Here is a 13882-nt window from a genome sequence, read left to right as displayed (position 1 = left end):
AAGCCTTCGCAGGCTGCGGACGTCATGATGCTAGCGCTTTCAGGACATTTCGGATCGCGCATGACACTAAGGGGGCGAACATCCGCGCGTCATGGAAGCGGAATCGGCACCTGTTGCGCGCTGATCATGACCTGCACTGTTGCGGTCGCGCCCGATGGCATCGCGCAGGCGCAAGTGGTGGAGCGCAATCTGCCGCCGGAGCCGCCGCGCCGCGCGTCGGCGATCAAGCTCGATACCAACGATCTGCTGAAGAGCGATGATGCAACGCCGCTCGGCGTGAACGTTCAAGCCATCGTCCTGATTGGAGCAAACGCCGGCGCGAAACAGGTCGGCGGCGCGAAGGGCGTCGATGTGAGCGAGGTCAGCGGAATCGACGCCGCCGCGCTTCGCGAGCAACTCACGCCATTTGTCGATCGGCCGCTCAGCCGCAAGCTGATTGCCGAAGTGCAGACGGCGGTGGCCGCGGCTTACCGCGACGCCGGGCGTCCATTCGTGTCGGTCACGCTGCCGCCGCAGGAAGTATCGTCCGGCGTGCTCCAGTTGCGTGTGATCGTCTTCAAGGTCGACGGCATCAAGGTCACGGGAGCCGCAGCCGAGAGCTACCCGCAAAGCCGCATCCGCCTCGTCCCCGGACAGGAAATCGATGCCCGTAAACTCGAGACCGATCTCGACTGGGCCAACCGCAATCCGTTTCGGCAGGTCGAAGCGGTATTCGGTCCCGGCAAGGATCTCGGCCTGACCGACGTCAACATCCAGGTGACGGACCGCAAGCCGTGGCAGGTGTACGCCGGCTATACCAACAGTGGCACACTCCTGACCGACCGTAATCGCTATTATGTCGGCGCCAGCGGGGCGCCGTCCGCCGATATCGTCGCGTCCTATCAGCTCACCGGCAGCGGGAATTTCTGGATGGACGACGGGCTGTTCAGCCGGCCCGACGACGCGAAATATGTCAGTCAGGCGGGGCGATTGCTCACGCCGCTCGGATTGCGCACGAGTCTCGAAGTCGTAGGCGATCATGTGCTGACCAATGAGCGGCCCAACAATCTGTTCCGGATCAAGACTCAAACCAGCCAGGCATCGGCGATCGTTCGAACCGCGCTGTCCGGTCTGCTGCCCCCGGCGGCCGGCGATCTCCTTGGCGGCGTCGAACTCAAGCACCAGCTGCGCACGACCATCTTCGATGGTACGCCCGTCGCGGAGGGCAGCGCCGATGTTGCCCAATTGGTGGTCGGATGGAACGGGCGCTGGTCGGACAATTTGGGCGCCAACACCCTCGACATCCGTCTCAAGTCCAATCCCGGCGGCATCTTGTCCGGCAACAATGCGAGCGCCTGGAATGCCTTCACCAATGGACGCGTCACCGACGTGCAGACCAATCTCGTCACCCTCGAGTATGGCCGCGTGACGCCGCTGCCGAAGAGCCTGTCGCTGAAATCGGAAGCATCCGTGCTGGCATCCTCCAAGCCGCTTCCGGACACCGAACGCATCGGGCTCGGTGGGATACACGCCGTGCGCGGTTATGTGACCGAAGACGGTGCGGTCGATCAGGCCGTGATCCTGCGCAACTCGCTCTACGTCTCGATGCCCAGCATGCCTTCGTGGATGCCGGGCACGCTGGCGCCGTTCCTGCTGGCCGACGTCGGGTGGGGGCGGGATCTGTTTTCCCGGCGCGACTCCACGCTGTCGTCGGTTGGAGCCGGACTAGACTTGGCGGCCGGGTCGAACTTCAATTCCAAGCTGCTGGCGGCCCGAGCAATGACCGACGGGCTGCATACCCCGGCCGGATCCTGGCGCGTATCGTTGCAGGCGTCGGTAAGCTACTGAGGTTTTTGCACGCCGCGGCGGTTGCGGGGGTCAAAAAAACAAGGCCGTCGACGCAGTATACCGTCAACGACCTTGCCAGCCCCGGATATTGAAATCGGCTCACGCCATCCGGTGAATTTCAGGATGCCCGGGATTCTTGCGGGCATATGTGAACCAGTTCACAAAGGTGGAAAAAAGTTGCGGCAAGGCGTGCCGTAACGGTGGAAAATATCCCGCCGCCCGGCCGCGTGGTGCCATAGCCCGATCGGGCCGCCACCCAAGATACTTGCAATGGCGGTGCTTGTGAGGCGGCTGGCAGGCAAGGCACTGATCAACGTGTGATTTCGGTGGCCGCACTCCGCAGAACTTCATCGTCAAACGCCATCGAGACCGATCAGCCGCGCGCCTTGGCGCGGCTGCGGTTCACGCTACGGCTCGCGCGGGGCTTTGCCTTGGCTGCCCGCTTGCGCGGCGCGGGAGCCGCGGAGGATTCGGAGGCTTGCGCGCTGGCAAAGGATTGCCGCAAGCCGTCGATCGCTTCGGTCAGCGTTCCGACCTGCTCAGAAAGCTTCTTGGTGTCGGCCTGCTGCGCGGCGAGCAGGCGGCGTACGGACTGCAGCTGATCCTGCACCACCTGCAACTGATCGATCGATTCCTGCTGCGTCGCTTCCAGACCCTTGGTCTTCTCGACCAGTTGTTCGGACGCCTGCGCGGCGCGCGCCTGCAACTGCCGGGTCGCGACCGCGCGTTCGGTCTCTGGGGCGCTGCCGGTATAGGCACGCCAGAGCGTGATAGAGGTTACGCCAATCACAACAATGACGAGGGCCGCAGCGGCGATCGCAATCGGCTGTCCGCCGAAACGCGCGATGGGGCTGGCACTCCGGGGCGCGAGTTCGATCATGCGACTCTAAATCCGGACGTGATTCTAAAGTTCCAAAATAGCACAGGCCGGACGGCGCTAAAACCCGGGATTTGCCGGGCGAGCTTGGGACTCCGGGCAAAACCCTTAGGCGACCGGGGTTTGAGCTGCAGGAACGGCCCCGGAAGGCTCTGGGGCTACCGGATCTGCGCCCGGATGAATTGACCGGCGGAGGCCAACGCGCGGCGGCCGTCTTCGAGATTCGCATTCCAGACCGGCCATGCATGGATCATGTGCGGCCAGATTTGCAGCGTCACATCGACATCGGCCACCCCCGCGGCCTCGGCAAGCCTCGTCGCGTCCGCGAGCAATGTCTCGGCCGATCCGACCTGAATCAGGACCGGCGGAAAGCCCGTGAGATCGGCAAACAGGGGCGAGATCAGCGGATCGCGGCGATCGATGGATGGCGGCGCATAGGCATCCGCTAGTTCAGCGAGATAGGCTTTGTGAATCAGCGGATCGACGGCGTCCTTGGTCGCAAGGGTCTCGCCGGACATGGTGAGATCGGTCCACGGCGAGACCAGCCAGGCGCAGCCGGGCAGCGGCTCTCCCGCCGCGCGCAAACGGCTGATCAGTCCGAGCGTCAGGTTGCCGCCGGCGCTGTCGCCGCCAACCGCGATATCAGTCGCTGCAATGCCTTGCCGGCGCAGAAAGCGCCATGCCGTGAGCGCGTCTTCATGGGCGGCGGGGTAGGGATGTTCAGGGGCAAGCCGATAGTCGATCGCAAGCGTGCGCATGCGTGCCGCGCGCCCGGCCTCCGTCACCAACCGGCGGTGACTGACAATCGAGCCGGAGCAATAGCCGCCGCCGTGGAAATACAGCAGCACCTGCGAAGGCTCGCTGCCGGGAACGATCGACCACTCACCGGCGACGCCATCGCAATCGACCGCCTCGTATTTCACATCTGGCGCCACCGGCCAGGTCGATCCGACCTCGTCGAGACGTTCACGTCGTTCCGACCAGCCGACCGGCCGCGGCTTCGAGCCCAGCAATGTGCGGATGGCGTCGATCTCGCTGTGCGCCAAGGTGCGTTCTCCCGCTGCGGGAGGCCATCATCGCATATCGGTCGGGCAGCGCAAAAACATTGGAAGTCCACGTCCCGGGTGGCGCTGGTGGTATGGGCTTCCACCGGCCGCGCCGTACCCAAAAAGGTGCGGCCAGCCTTTGGGGGAAGGCTGGCCGCGCGCGAACCGGTCTGGGACGGGGAGGGGTGGGGATGTGACCGGGTCGCGGGTTCGTAAAATCCTTTGTTGGTTATCGATCTCGTGACGAGGCGGTGGCGACCGCAGGGCGGCTGTCACCGAGCGAGACCCAGATATTCGGATCGCTCTGCGACTGACGCTTGACGAAGCGGTAGCCGGTCTCGGTCCAGGCCAGGACGGTTTCGTTCTGGTTGTCGAGAACGAACTCGCCCTTGTCGGTCTTCACGGTCAGCACCGCGTGGCCTTCGCCCTTCTTGTCGCGCACCACCGTGATCAGCAGCGCTTCGCGCGGCCATCCGGCGTCGATCAGCATCTTGCGCTTCAGAAGCACATAGTCCTCGCAGTCACCGTAACCGTCTGTCGGCAACGACCATTTCTCGATCACACCCCAATGATCCATGTCGGTGATCGGCTTGACGGTCTCGTTGACCCACTTGTTGACCCGCAACAAATCCCGCCACGCCGTCTGCGACATCACGATGTCGCGCGGCTGTGATGCGCCGCCACGGCAATCGCCGGGATTCTCGGCGCAAAATTCGACCCAGCCGATCGGCGAACGCGCGGCCTCGCCCAGGCTGGCATAGAGAGCCTCGCCGGCTTTCGCCGAGACGCCCATTGAAGCGTTTAACCCCAACAGGACGGCGATGACCGCCAGTCCCTTCCCCTGTCCCCTGAACAACATTGTGGCCCCCGTTTCTTGTTGGGACCATGTTTCGCACAAAGGATTTGCGCTGCCGCTAAGTCAGGCAAGTACATTTGACGTGAATACAAGTAAAAGCTGCGGAAAATTCGATCTATACTTGAATTGAATTCGACTAAAATTTGAAACAACTGCAATTGATTCAAATTTTACATATTAACGCGCGCGACGCTGCGCCAGCGGCGGATACGCGCGCGAAGGCCCGCCGCGTTAACCGCGTTTTGCAGGGCCTCGGACACGGCAAAGGCGGCATCCGTGGTGTGGATACCGCCTTTTGAGGCTGAAAAGTCAGGGATTTTTGTCGGCTGGCGCTTTACCGCGCGGTAACCGCTTCTTCGAGCGCCTCGCCGACTTGCTCGTGGACGAACTCGAGCGCGAAGCCTTCCTCGAGATTTCGCACCACGCGGGACTGCACCTTGCCCAGCATGACCAGCGATTTCAGGGGCGGGCGGTTCTCGGCGGCGATGGCGGCGCCCGACAGCGACAGGTCGATGATGCGGCAGGTCATCTTGCTGCCGTCCTCGAGCGTGAGCAGGGCGATCGGATTGCGCGGCACGATACGGTCGTGGCGGCGGTCTTCCGGCAGATTGAGGATATCGCGGTTGGCAAGCCAGGTTAGCTGGGCGGCGAGCTTGTCGCGCTTGCGCGCGGTGGCGCCGACCGTCATGGCAAAGCCGTTGTCGATGATGCGGGTGATTTTGCCCTCGACCCGGCCGATATGGTCGAGATAGGCGATCACACGGTCGCCGACATTGCCGATGCCGGGCGCCAGCAGGGCCAGTCCGCCCGGCGACATGTTAATAATCTGGCAAGGAAATTCGCGACGATCCGGCAACATGTAGCGGCCGAGCAGGTGGACTTTGACACGCTGAAAGCGCCGTCGCTCCTGGGCGGCCGGTACTGTGGTTGTTTTCTTTTGCGCAAACGACATCTTCGCCACCAGACAGCCGGTCCTTCGGCGTCAGGAAGACCCTAAGGCCGACAAGGTTAATGATGTGTTAGCGGCAGATGAAGTGCGGGCACGAGAGGTGCCCGATGCGCCTGCAGGGAAGCGCGGCCCTTCCTTTCTCGATCATTGTGCATTCCTCGACATCGCAGGAGCTCAATTAGCATGATTAGAAGAATCGGCAGGCGTTCCCATAGTCACTGCGTACACCGCGGCCTCCTCGATACCGTCGATGTTTAGAAGGTCATTAAGGCTGTCATCCACAAAGCCCCCAACGGGGCAAACACCCACGCCAATGTCAGTCGCAGCAAGACAAATGTTCTGCATAGCATGCCCCGCCTCCAACAGCACAAAACGATAGGCTCTCTCGCCGTATTTAATCTTCGACCGACCGAAGACCGCCGTAAACACCATCAATGCCGCAGACTTTTCCACTCCTTCAAGCCCGGGCATAGCAGTCACAAGCTGCGGACTAAGATCGCCTTTCACTAGCTCTGTAAGTCCGTGGGCTCTCACATCATAATGATACAAGCCGGCATCCAGCTCCGTAACATTCATCGCGATAATGTAAAGTTCCAACGGATAAAGGCCGCCCGCGGAAGGCGCGCACCGTAGCTGGCGCCCGTCAGATATCCCAAACGAGCAAAATGCCAGGTCAGCGATTACCTTAGCCGCAACAGGAGCACCTGAATACAAGCGACACGACCGTCGGCCTGCAATGGCGCGCAAAATCGGCGATGCCTGCTTGGCTTCTGGCGCGAGCAAGCCGACCTTTGGCGCATGCATATATCGCTTAAAGCCTGTCGGTGCGACGAATATCGATTCCGCGCTCAGAGCGAAACCCGTGGCATTGCGCGCTATCTTGCTGTTTTCGTGGTACACTTCCGAAATCGAAAACAGATTTCGATCCCCCAGAAGGCGTCGTCGTGCCTCGACGAGCCCAAGCTCAAACAGGCCCTTCATTCTCAAATTCCTTCCTTCGAATTCACGGAAAGGGATGTGGGTGTAAGTTTAACGAATCCGCGGCGCGATCTGGATACGGATTGCACTTTGCCCGAACAGATAGCCGATGCATTCCCGTGCCAAAAAACAATGGCTGACACCCCGGGACAATTGCTCGAACCACATGGAAGCCACACTCCCTGATGTCAGGAGAAGTCACATCAACTACAATCACTTCGTGGCCTTGCGCCGAAAGCCGATCCACGCAGGTCTGAATCGCTGTCAGCACATCGTTGGGTCCGGCACATGCATGGTTATCCAAATCAACGAGTTTGTCCGATGAAAGCGCGAATTCGAACGCCGGCCGAGCCGACGGCCGAAGAGGCCAAAGTACGTGTTCTTCTATGCGTGAGAACTTTTCAGTCCTTGGGTCTGGCACGTGCGTCCCACCATCGATCAGGCCCGCCGCCCACATCAAAGACTGCGCCAACTCGGTCAGAGCTCCAACTACTGCGCGTCCTGGAACCAAGTTTGCGGACGATGTAAAAATAGCTCCGCGTTCTTTGTCGATCGGTCCGTCCCACACGGAAACATATGCAGGAATCCCGAGGTCGGTGGTGACATCCAGAACGGTTATGTGCCTCCTTAAGTCCCCAAACCGCGAGCACGCATCCGACACCAGACCTTCGGCCAAACCATCCAGGTTAACCTTTGGTGGACGACGCATCTGCAGCCACATCAGCATCGCTGCATCACGCTCAACGATTTCGCATATCGCGGACAGAATCGCCTCTTCAAGCGTATTGCCACATGCCAGTCCAGTCGTAATCTGCTGGATAACCGGCGCTTCATCGACCACGCTTTGATAGGGCTGGTACACTGCAAAAGCTGGTACGAGGATCCATTCGCGACGGGTTAGAGAATATCCATTTACCCATCCGATCGGCTCATCGCACCCAACTGACTTGTAACCAAATCCGGGACGACAATATTGATCGGCGTCGTAAAGCGTCAACGATTGTGGCGCTACAGCTCGCATGCTGAGTGTCTCGTATGAAAGGACCGTGATTTCATCATATGGGACAAATGCCGCCGAGTACCGCTCTATCGCCTCGCCGATTGCCGCGGCTATTGCCTGGTCTCGAACCAGCGACGTCGACCCACTGATGCGGTTATCGGATGGAAAGCCGAGCCGATCGTAGTCGCCGCGCAAGCAGCCACAACCGAAGATTTTTGGCGCACCTGAGGCGATGGGTGCCTCGAACAGAATTTTAATTACGCCTGTCTCTTCGTCCACGAGCCGTACGGCTTTACGGATCGTCTCTTCCGGCAGTGATGGTGGTCGATGCTGAAGTCGCATGACGACTATTCTCAAGTCACGCTACACCTGTAGCTTTTCAGAGGGCTTCTCGAGGAGTCCATCAGCGCTTGATTGGGATCGGATATCCCAAATCTTTTCCATCGGGCGTTTTCGTGCCCGAGTGCACGACGGGCAACGAGGGAGCTTCAAAATTTCATGAAAGCGCGACTCAAACGTGTGTAGCTCAAGATGCAAAACCCGCCCATGGACGGCTGAAAGATCATTGCTAGCCAATACTCTCAGGACATCGAGCGCGACGAAGTTTCCAATAATATTGGAGAATGGCGCGATCGTTGGCCAATCGTGCGCACAATCCTCAACCTTTCTCCAGTAACGATGGAGTGCCTCGTGGTCCGCGGGCTGATCCGAGTTTGCGCGGTTCCGCAGCTCAAAGCATGTAAAGCACGCCGTTTGTTCCGGGATGACGAAAGGACCAATTATACCGCGGCTCCGGTCAATTCGTGCTGACACCCAACGGATGCCATGTCGTAAGCAGGCGGCATTTGTTCTATCGTAGCCCGCCAAAGACATGCTGTCGCCGGCTAGTACGACGATCGTCGCACTCGAAACCATGTGCTCCCAGTCAGGCAACTGTTCCACGCTTGCGACAACGGGCTTAGTTGTCCCACGTTTCTGTTTTGAGAGCTCGGCCGCGACAATCTCCGCTCTAGGCTGACCAAGACCGTCAACGTCGTAGCCCCATACGGCATCTGAATGCTGCACGCTGTGTGGATCAACGAGCACAAGGGTCCCAACCCCAGAGGCCGCTAGCGTCCGAGCAATGCTGAGCCCAGTACCGCCAAGACCTGCAACTATAACCGTCGAAGCTTGCAAACAGTCCCAAGCTTGAGCCGGACCAGGTCCGTAAAGCCGCCAATAAGCGTTCTCGTGATGACCGACCCCGACTGGATCTCGTCCATTCCCTTCCTCATATAGAATTTTCTTTTCCAACATAAGCATCAGAAATTCTTCTAATTCTGGCCGGAAGCCCTCGTCCACACTCCCCATTAGATCTCGGACCAACCTCCCTCCATGAAGCTGGTTAAGCAGGTTCGGCAATTGCGAAGCGACGAACTCGCCGGAGAGCATCACAGTTCCAGAAAATGAACGCAGGAGAAGATTCTCGTGATCCACAGGTATCACTTCGACGCCGGGACGTAAGCGGAGGCGATTGGGGAGCGTTGGAGGATATTCCATAGCGTGGACCGAGTAAGGGGTGACAAATCACGCCTACATTGCGCACAAGACCCGTTGGCTCTCGCTCTAGTAACGAGGCTAGCGGACGGAGAGATGGTCGCACTGTATCGCCGCTGGTGAACGCGACCGGCCACGTCACCGCCACGCTGACGAGATCGTTCGGCGGTGACGCATAGCGCTCCTGCTATGTTCTTACTCCGCGGTCAACTGATGGCCGCAAGAGCTACAACAATTCGCGATTATTTGGCAGCTGCTGCTTCCGCCGGCCCGTTCATTTGCAGCCTGCAGCTCTCGGTAAACCTGAACAGCAATCATGTCTCCAACCACTTGAGCTACCTGCTCCCTTTCCTCGACACTGATACGAAGTTGAGACAGTTTTGTAATTCCTACCTCTTTAGCCATGGTGACCACTCCGTTGTACAGGTTTGCGTTAAAGTTCTACGGTTTCATCAGTTCTACAATTCTACGTTTCAATTTGGATGCGTCGGACGATTTAGTTTTCGCTCGCTTCGGATCCCATTTCGCCAAGAGCCAGAAACGATTGACGAGCGCGAGCAATTTCCCTCGATGCTTGGTCTGAAATGAAAGGAACGAGCGCTGCAGCAACCGTTTCGATCGTCTCAACTCGAAACTGGATAGCTGAGAGCGCACCAATAACTTCGTTGGGACTGATCTTCTCACTCATGAGGCCAACACCCGTTCGAAGTCGCCAAAGATACCCGCCGCGCTACTCAAGTAACTCAGTCAAACGATCTTTTGATGAGGACGAACAGTTTCCGATTATGTCGCAGCTACCATTGGAGCAATTTCCGATAATTGCACACCCTGCAAGCTTTACCCTGTCGTTGATCCTTCGAAGCTCGCGGTAAACGTGGATAGCAACAAGCTCTCCAGTTAGCTCCGCGACCTTCTCTCGATCGATTACAGAGAGGCGGAGTTTCTTTGCTTGGCCCGGATGGCGTTCCTCCGACATCGATATCACTCATCCGGTAGCGTGGGGTTCGAGGTGCATCGCTTGCGTCCGCCGCTTTGCGGCGAGTTTGAAGACTCTGTCGACCGGCTCTGCCGGAGGCTCCACCGTGACCAGCGAGGCTAGTTCTGAGAACAACTGCTCGGCTGCCTCGCTAATGGTTTGCGCGTATGCGTTCGAAGACAACATGACGTGGCACAGGTGACATTGGTCATTGAACTTGTCCGGAAAATCAGCTTCCCCAGCTGCAGCCCGCAAGAACGGTAGGAAGAACTGAGGTCCTACCGCCTCCAATATGGCCAAAAGTTTGCTATCTGCAGCGCTGTCCAGTATCGACCGCAATGACGCGTCATTCACGTTCCCCATACGCAGCGGTGGCGAAAATCCACCGGGAGAACAGCATGGATAGACGTCCCCCCGTCGGTCTACCGCCAGCTTTTTAAAGTGCTCTCTGCAGTTTCCGTACGGTCTCGCGAACTTCGGGCCAAACTCATCCGAACGAATCTCGGTTGCGCCTCGACCGACTGGTTGGCACGGCATAACAATAATTTCTACTCTATCTGCGAGATCGCCAAGTGAGGCCTGAAGCTCATTGCTGGAAAGGGATGAAGTAGAAACCAGGTTGATTGCAACCTTCAATCCTGCGAGCAAGGCGGTGTTCGCTGCTTCGATGACCGTACCAAGGTCGAGGAACTCTTGGTGGAACACACTTGTGCTGATGTGAATTGCGCGAAGGCCGGTTCTCTGCAGATCGCGAATTAGCCGAGTAGCGCGCTGGGATCTGCCCCAAAAACCGTTTGTTGTGATGGATGAAGTGTAACCTAGCTCGCCAGCAAATCGAACGACTCGCTGCAACAAATCGACGAACATGAATGGCTCGCCGCCGCTGATTCCAATTTCCCGGATCGAGGGTATCTCGCGCGCTGTCTCGATAATGCGAGCGATGTCCTCGAAGCGAGCGGCGCCTGAGCGTGAAGGGTGAGAATCATTGCAACAATGTCGGCAGCTAATGTTGCACTTTGAGGTAAGCAACACCCCAAGGACGCTGGGACCCGAAGCAACCGCGATAGGCGGGAGCATGATAGCCACCCCTAGAGTCGCGAAGCCAAATACACGTCAGGATTGCCTGACGCGGTTGTAGCAAGCAAAACATACGCAATCGAGCTTCAGTTGTCACGCGAAATTTCGCACCCTACGATTTACCGCTACTTTGAGCAGTGCCGGGGCACGTGTGCAGATCTCGATGTCGGCGCCTGCACTGAAAGCAATAGGCGGGTCATTCTTGACATAGCGGCACCCAAGCTTTTTCAAAGTTGCTACAAACACTTCGCCTGCCGCGCGCATTGCTAAATTCGGGCACAGATTGCGAACCAGCGATTTTGGAATTGAATTTGTCACGCGGCCTGCGGTCGCCGCGCAACAATCCGGTTGTATCCCCATAACAATACTGGACAAGCCAGCAGGGCCGCCGTCCCGAAGTCGAAGGCTGCCGCCGCACTGCCTGTTGCTTTGGCAATGGCGCCGGCAACCGCCGGGCCCAGCATCATCGCGGCGTAGTAGACGGTGTAGAAGATACCCATCCCGATGGCGCGCGTTTCCGGCTGCAATACGCGCGCGGGGAGGCTCATGATCGGTCCCGAGGGCAGGGCGCTGATTAAGCCGATCGTGATCACGAGAGGGATTACCGCTGTGCCGCGGGGTAGCGCCAGCATCAATAGCGCGAACATGATGCATCCGACGACAAGCACCGATTGCGGCCGCTTGGTCCAATCGGCCAGAAATCCGCCGGCCGTTCCGCCGAGCGCCGCGAGCCACAGCACGATGCTGATGGCCGAGCCCGCCGCCGTGATCGACCAGCCGCGTTCGACCAGCAGCGTGGGGCCGAAACTGAAAATCATCGCGAAGCCAATGTTGAACAGGCCCCAGATCAGACCCGCGATGATCACGGCGAACAAGGTGTTGCGGTCGAGCCGTGAGGCGGCTGAAGGCGCGTCTGCTGCAGTCGACGGCGATCGATAGGCCGCAACAAGAAGCAGGATGGCGAGGCCGATCAGCGCGGCAGTCGAAAGATAGACCGCGCTGACGCCATAGGCGGTGCCGACCGCCGGCAAGGTCAACAGCGAGATGGCGACGCCGGCCGGCCACGAGTTGATGAAAATCGCCATCGCGGTCGCGATTTCCCTGCCGGCGAACCAGTCAGTGACCATTTTCGACATCAGGACATTGAGCAAGACGCCGCCACCGCCCGCGATCAGCCGTCCTGCAATTTGCCAGCCCCAGGAATCCGAGGCCACCATGGCAAGTTGGCCGATCAGCATCAGCAATAGCGCGCCTGACACGGTGGCCTTGTCGCCAAACCTTTTTCCGATCGCACCACCCGGCAACGACAGCGCGACGCCTGGCGTCAAATAGAGGCCGATCAGGAGTCCTATATCGGCAAGGCTGGCATCGAATTTGGTGCCGAGCAGTGGCGCAACTGCAGCGACACTCTGGAACTGAAACGCCATGGTGAGCCGCACGGTGAACAGAACGGCCAGAATGCCCCAGCGATTGCTCAACGCTCGCTCCTCACCGGGTAAACAATCACTGCGACGAAATTGGCGCAGTGATTGCGGTATCGCCTACTTCTGAGCGAGTTGATTGAGATCCTGCTTGATCGTGTTCAAGAGCGACTCCAATCGTTCCTGCCGAAACGGCGGTTGCTGCTCGGGAGTGGCTTCAACGGGGCGTTCGGGTCGAGCGGATCGAACAGGACGCCTCGGGAACACAGGGCGCACGGGCTCCTCGGCATGCGGCTCGCTTTTGACGAACTCACCATGCAGCACGTCCTCGCGACGTCCCATCAGCCAGAGCACGGCCCAATAGGCCACCGCCAGAAAAATTACGCAGAAAGTACCGATCTCAAACATAACTCACGTCCAATCGGCCAAGTATCTCTGGGAACGCCGATTTTGGTCAAGTCTGCGAGAGGCGATTGTTGCGCGCGGTGGCATTACGGTTACTCTTGCGCCCGGCCGTCCGGCCAGAAATGCCTGCGAACGGAGGTTGCGAAATGCCGGGTGTGAAGCGGGAACGCGACGATTGCGTCGGCGTTCTCACACTGGATGAGCCTGCGACGCTCAACGCGATGACGCCCGACCTGTTGGGCGACCTCGCAACTGCGATTGGCGAGATGAGTGAGGATCCGCAGGTGAGGGCGCTGGTGCTGACAGGCGAGGGTCGCGGGTTCTGTTCAGGGCAAAATCTCAAGGCCGCGCAAATCCTGGGCGACGACATCGTCGCCGGCGTGATGAAGTATTACTGGCCAACGTTCAAGGCGTTGCGCGAGTGCCGCGTGCCGGTCGTGGTGGCCGTCAACGGCGTGGCGGCGGGCGGCGGCTTCAGTCTTGCGATGGCGGGTGACATGATCGTTGCCGCGCGTTCGGCGCGCTTCATTCAGGTGTTCAGCCGCATCGCGCTGGTCCCCGATCTCGGATCAACCTGGCTGCTGCCGCGCCTTGTCGGCCGTCAGCGTGCGCTCGAACTGATGATAACCAACGAGCCGCTCACGGCCGATCAGGCCAAGGAGTGGGGGTTGGTCCGTGAGGTGTTCGATGATGCCGCACTTCGCGACGGCGCGCTTTCGCTGGCGCGCAGGCTCGCGAGCGGGCCGACGCGCGCGCTGGTCGCGACGCGCCGCCTGATCGACGAGAGTGAACACGCCAGCTATGCCGATCAGTTCCGCCGCGAGATCGAAACGCAGGCGGAAATCCGTCTCAGCGCCGACGCGGTGGAGGGGCGCAACGCCTTCCTCGAGAAACGTCCGGCGGTGTTCACCGGACGCTGAGAAGGGATCATGCC

The 13882-nt window shown here is 59.4% G+C and carries 14 protein-coding genes; 3 read left to right on the top strand and 11 right to left on the bottom strand.

The window, feature by feature from the left end; genetic code table 11:
- Positions 1 to 126: 126 nt before the first annotated feature.
- Complete coding sequence (locus IVB22_RS29465) at positions 127 to 1827, top strand: ShlB/FhaC/HecB family hemolysin secretion/activation protein (protein ID WP_247520674.1); 1701 nt, start codon at positions 127 to 129, stop codon at positions 1825 to 1827.
- Between the two features lie 373 nt (positions 1828 to 2200).
- Here IVB22_RS29465 and IVB22_RS29460 read toward each other — a convergent pair whose 3' ends face one another.
- From IVB22_RS29460 to IVB22_RS29450, 3 genes are all read right to left on the bottom strand, one after another.
- Positions 2201 to 2707, bottom strand: coding sequence for a hypothetical protein (locus tag IVB22_RS29460; RefSeq protein ID WP_247520673.1), 507 nt, complete (start codon positions 2705 to 2707; stop codon positions 2201 to 2203).
- A gap of 155 nt (positions 2708 to 2862) precedes the next feature.
- Positions 2863 to 3750, bottom strand: a complete 888-nt coding sequence (locus IVB22_RS29455) for an alpha/beta hydrolase (RefSeq protein WP_247520672.1) — start codon at positions 3748 to 3750, stop codon at positions 2863 to 2865.
- Positions 3751 to 3979: 229 nt separating this feature from the next.
- Entirely contained in the window at positions 3980 to 4609 is a 630-nt protein-coding gene (locus tag IVB22_RS29450; RefSeq protein ID WP_247520671.1) for a transglutaminase-like cysteine peptidase, read from the bottom strand.
- 140 nt (positions 4610 to 4749) lie between these two features.
- On the opposite strand from IVB22_RS29450, the gene IVB22_RS29445 reads away from it, so the two are divergent.
- Positions 4750 to 4905 (top strand): hypothetical protein, encoded by a 156-nt coding sequence (locus IVB22_RS29445; RefSeq protein ID WP_247520670.1) that lies wholly within the window; start codon positions 4750 to 4752, stop codon positions 4903 to 4905.
- Positions 4906 to 4940: 35 nt separating this feature from the next.
- On the opposite strand, the gene IVB22_RS29440 is transcribed toward IVB22_RS29445, so the two are convergent.
- The 8 genes from IVB22_RS29440 to IVB22_RS29410 all read right to left on the bottom strand — a co-directional run bounded on the left by IVB22_RS29440 (position 4941) and on the right by IVB22_RS29410 (position 12951).
- On the bottom strand, positions 4941 to 5558 hold the full coding sequence (locus IVB22_RS29440; protein ID WP_247520669.1) for a PilZ domain-containing protein: 618 nt from the start codon (positions 5556 to 5558) through the stop codon (positions 4941 to 4943).
- Between the two features lie 171 nt (positions 5559 to 5729).
- Positions 5730 to 6536, bottom strand: coding sequence for a SagB/ThcOx family dehydrogenase (locus IVB22_RS29435; protein WP_247520668.1), 807 nt, complete (start codon positions 6534 to 6536; stop codon positions 5730 to 5732).
- Between the two features lie 22 nt (positions 6537 to 6558).
- Complete coding sequence (locus IVB22_RS29430) at positions 6559 to 7875, bottom strand: YcaO-like family protein (RefSeq protein ID WP_247520667.1); 1317 nt, start codon at positions 7873 to 7875, stop codon at positions 6559 to 6561.
- A 21-nt stretch (positions 7876 to 7896) separates the two neighbouring features.
- Positions 7897 to 8829 carry a TOMM precursor leader peptide-binding protein gene (locus IVB22_RS42115; protein ID WP_374207743.1) on the bottom strand — a complete coding sequence of 311 codons (933 nt, stop codon included), beginning with the start codon at positions 8827 to 8829 and terminating at the stop codon, positions 7897 to 7899.
- A 736-nt stretch (positions 8830 to 9565) separates the two neighbouring features.
- A complete protein-coding gene (locus tag IVB22_RS29425; RefSeq protein ID WP_247520666.1) occupies positions 9566 to 9757 on the bottom strand; it encodes a hypothetical protein in 192 nt (63 codons plus the stop codon).
- A gap of 297 nt (positions 9758 to 10054) precedes the next feature.
- Positions 10055 to 11122 carry a radical SAM protein gene (locus IVB22_RS29420; RefSeq protein ID WP_247520665.1) on the bottom strand — a complete coding sequence of 356 codons (1068 nt, stop codon included), beginning with the start codon at positions 11120 to 11122 and terminating at the stop codon, positions 10055 to 10057.
- 314 nt (positions 11123 to 11436) lie between these two features.
- Entirely contained in the window at positions 11437 to 12600 is a 1164-nt protein-coding gene (locus IVB22_RS29415; protein WP_247520664.1) for a CynX/NimT family MFS transporter, read from the bottom strand.
- Positions 12601 to 12663: 63 nt separating this feature from the next.
- Positions 12664 to 12951, bottom strand: a complete 288-nt coding sequence (locus IVB22_RS29410) for a hypothetical protein (RefSeq protein WP_247520663.1) — start codon at positions 12949 to 12951, stop codon at positions 12664 to 12666.
- Between the two features lie 143 nt (positions 12952 to 13094).
- Between IVB22_RS29410 and IVB22_RS29405 the strand changes: the two genes are divergently transcribed.
- Positions 13095 to 13868 (top strand): enoyl-CoA hydratase-related protein, encoded by a 774-nt coding sequence (locus IVB22_RS29405; protein WP_247520662.1) that lies wholly within the window; start codon positions 13095 to 13097, stop codon positions 13866 to 13868.
- The last annotated feature ends 14 nt before the right edge of the window (positions 13869 to 13882 follow it).

Source organism: Bradyrhizobium sp. 190 (assembly GCF_023073415.1).
Classification (GTDB): Bacteria; Pseudomonadota; Alphaproteobacteria; order Rhizobiales; family Xanthobacteraceae; genus Bradyrhizobium.
The sequence above is the reverse complement of the archived record's forward strand: the minus strand, read 5'-3'. Positions and strand labels throughout refer to the sequence as shown.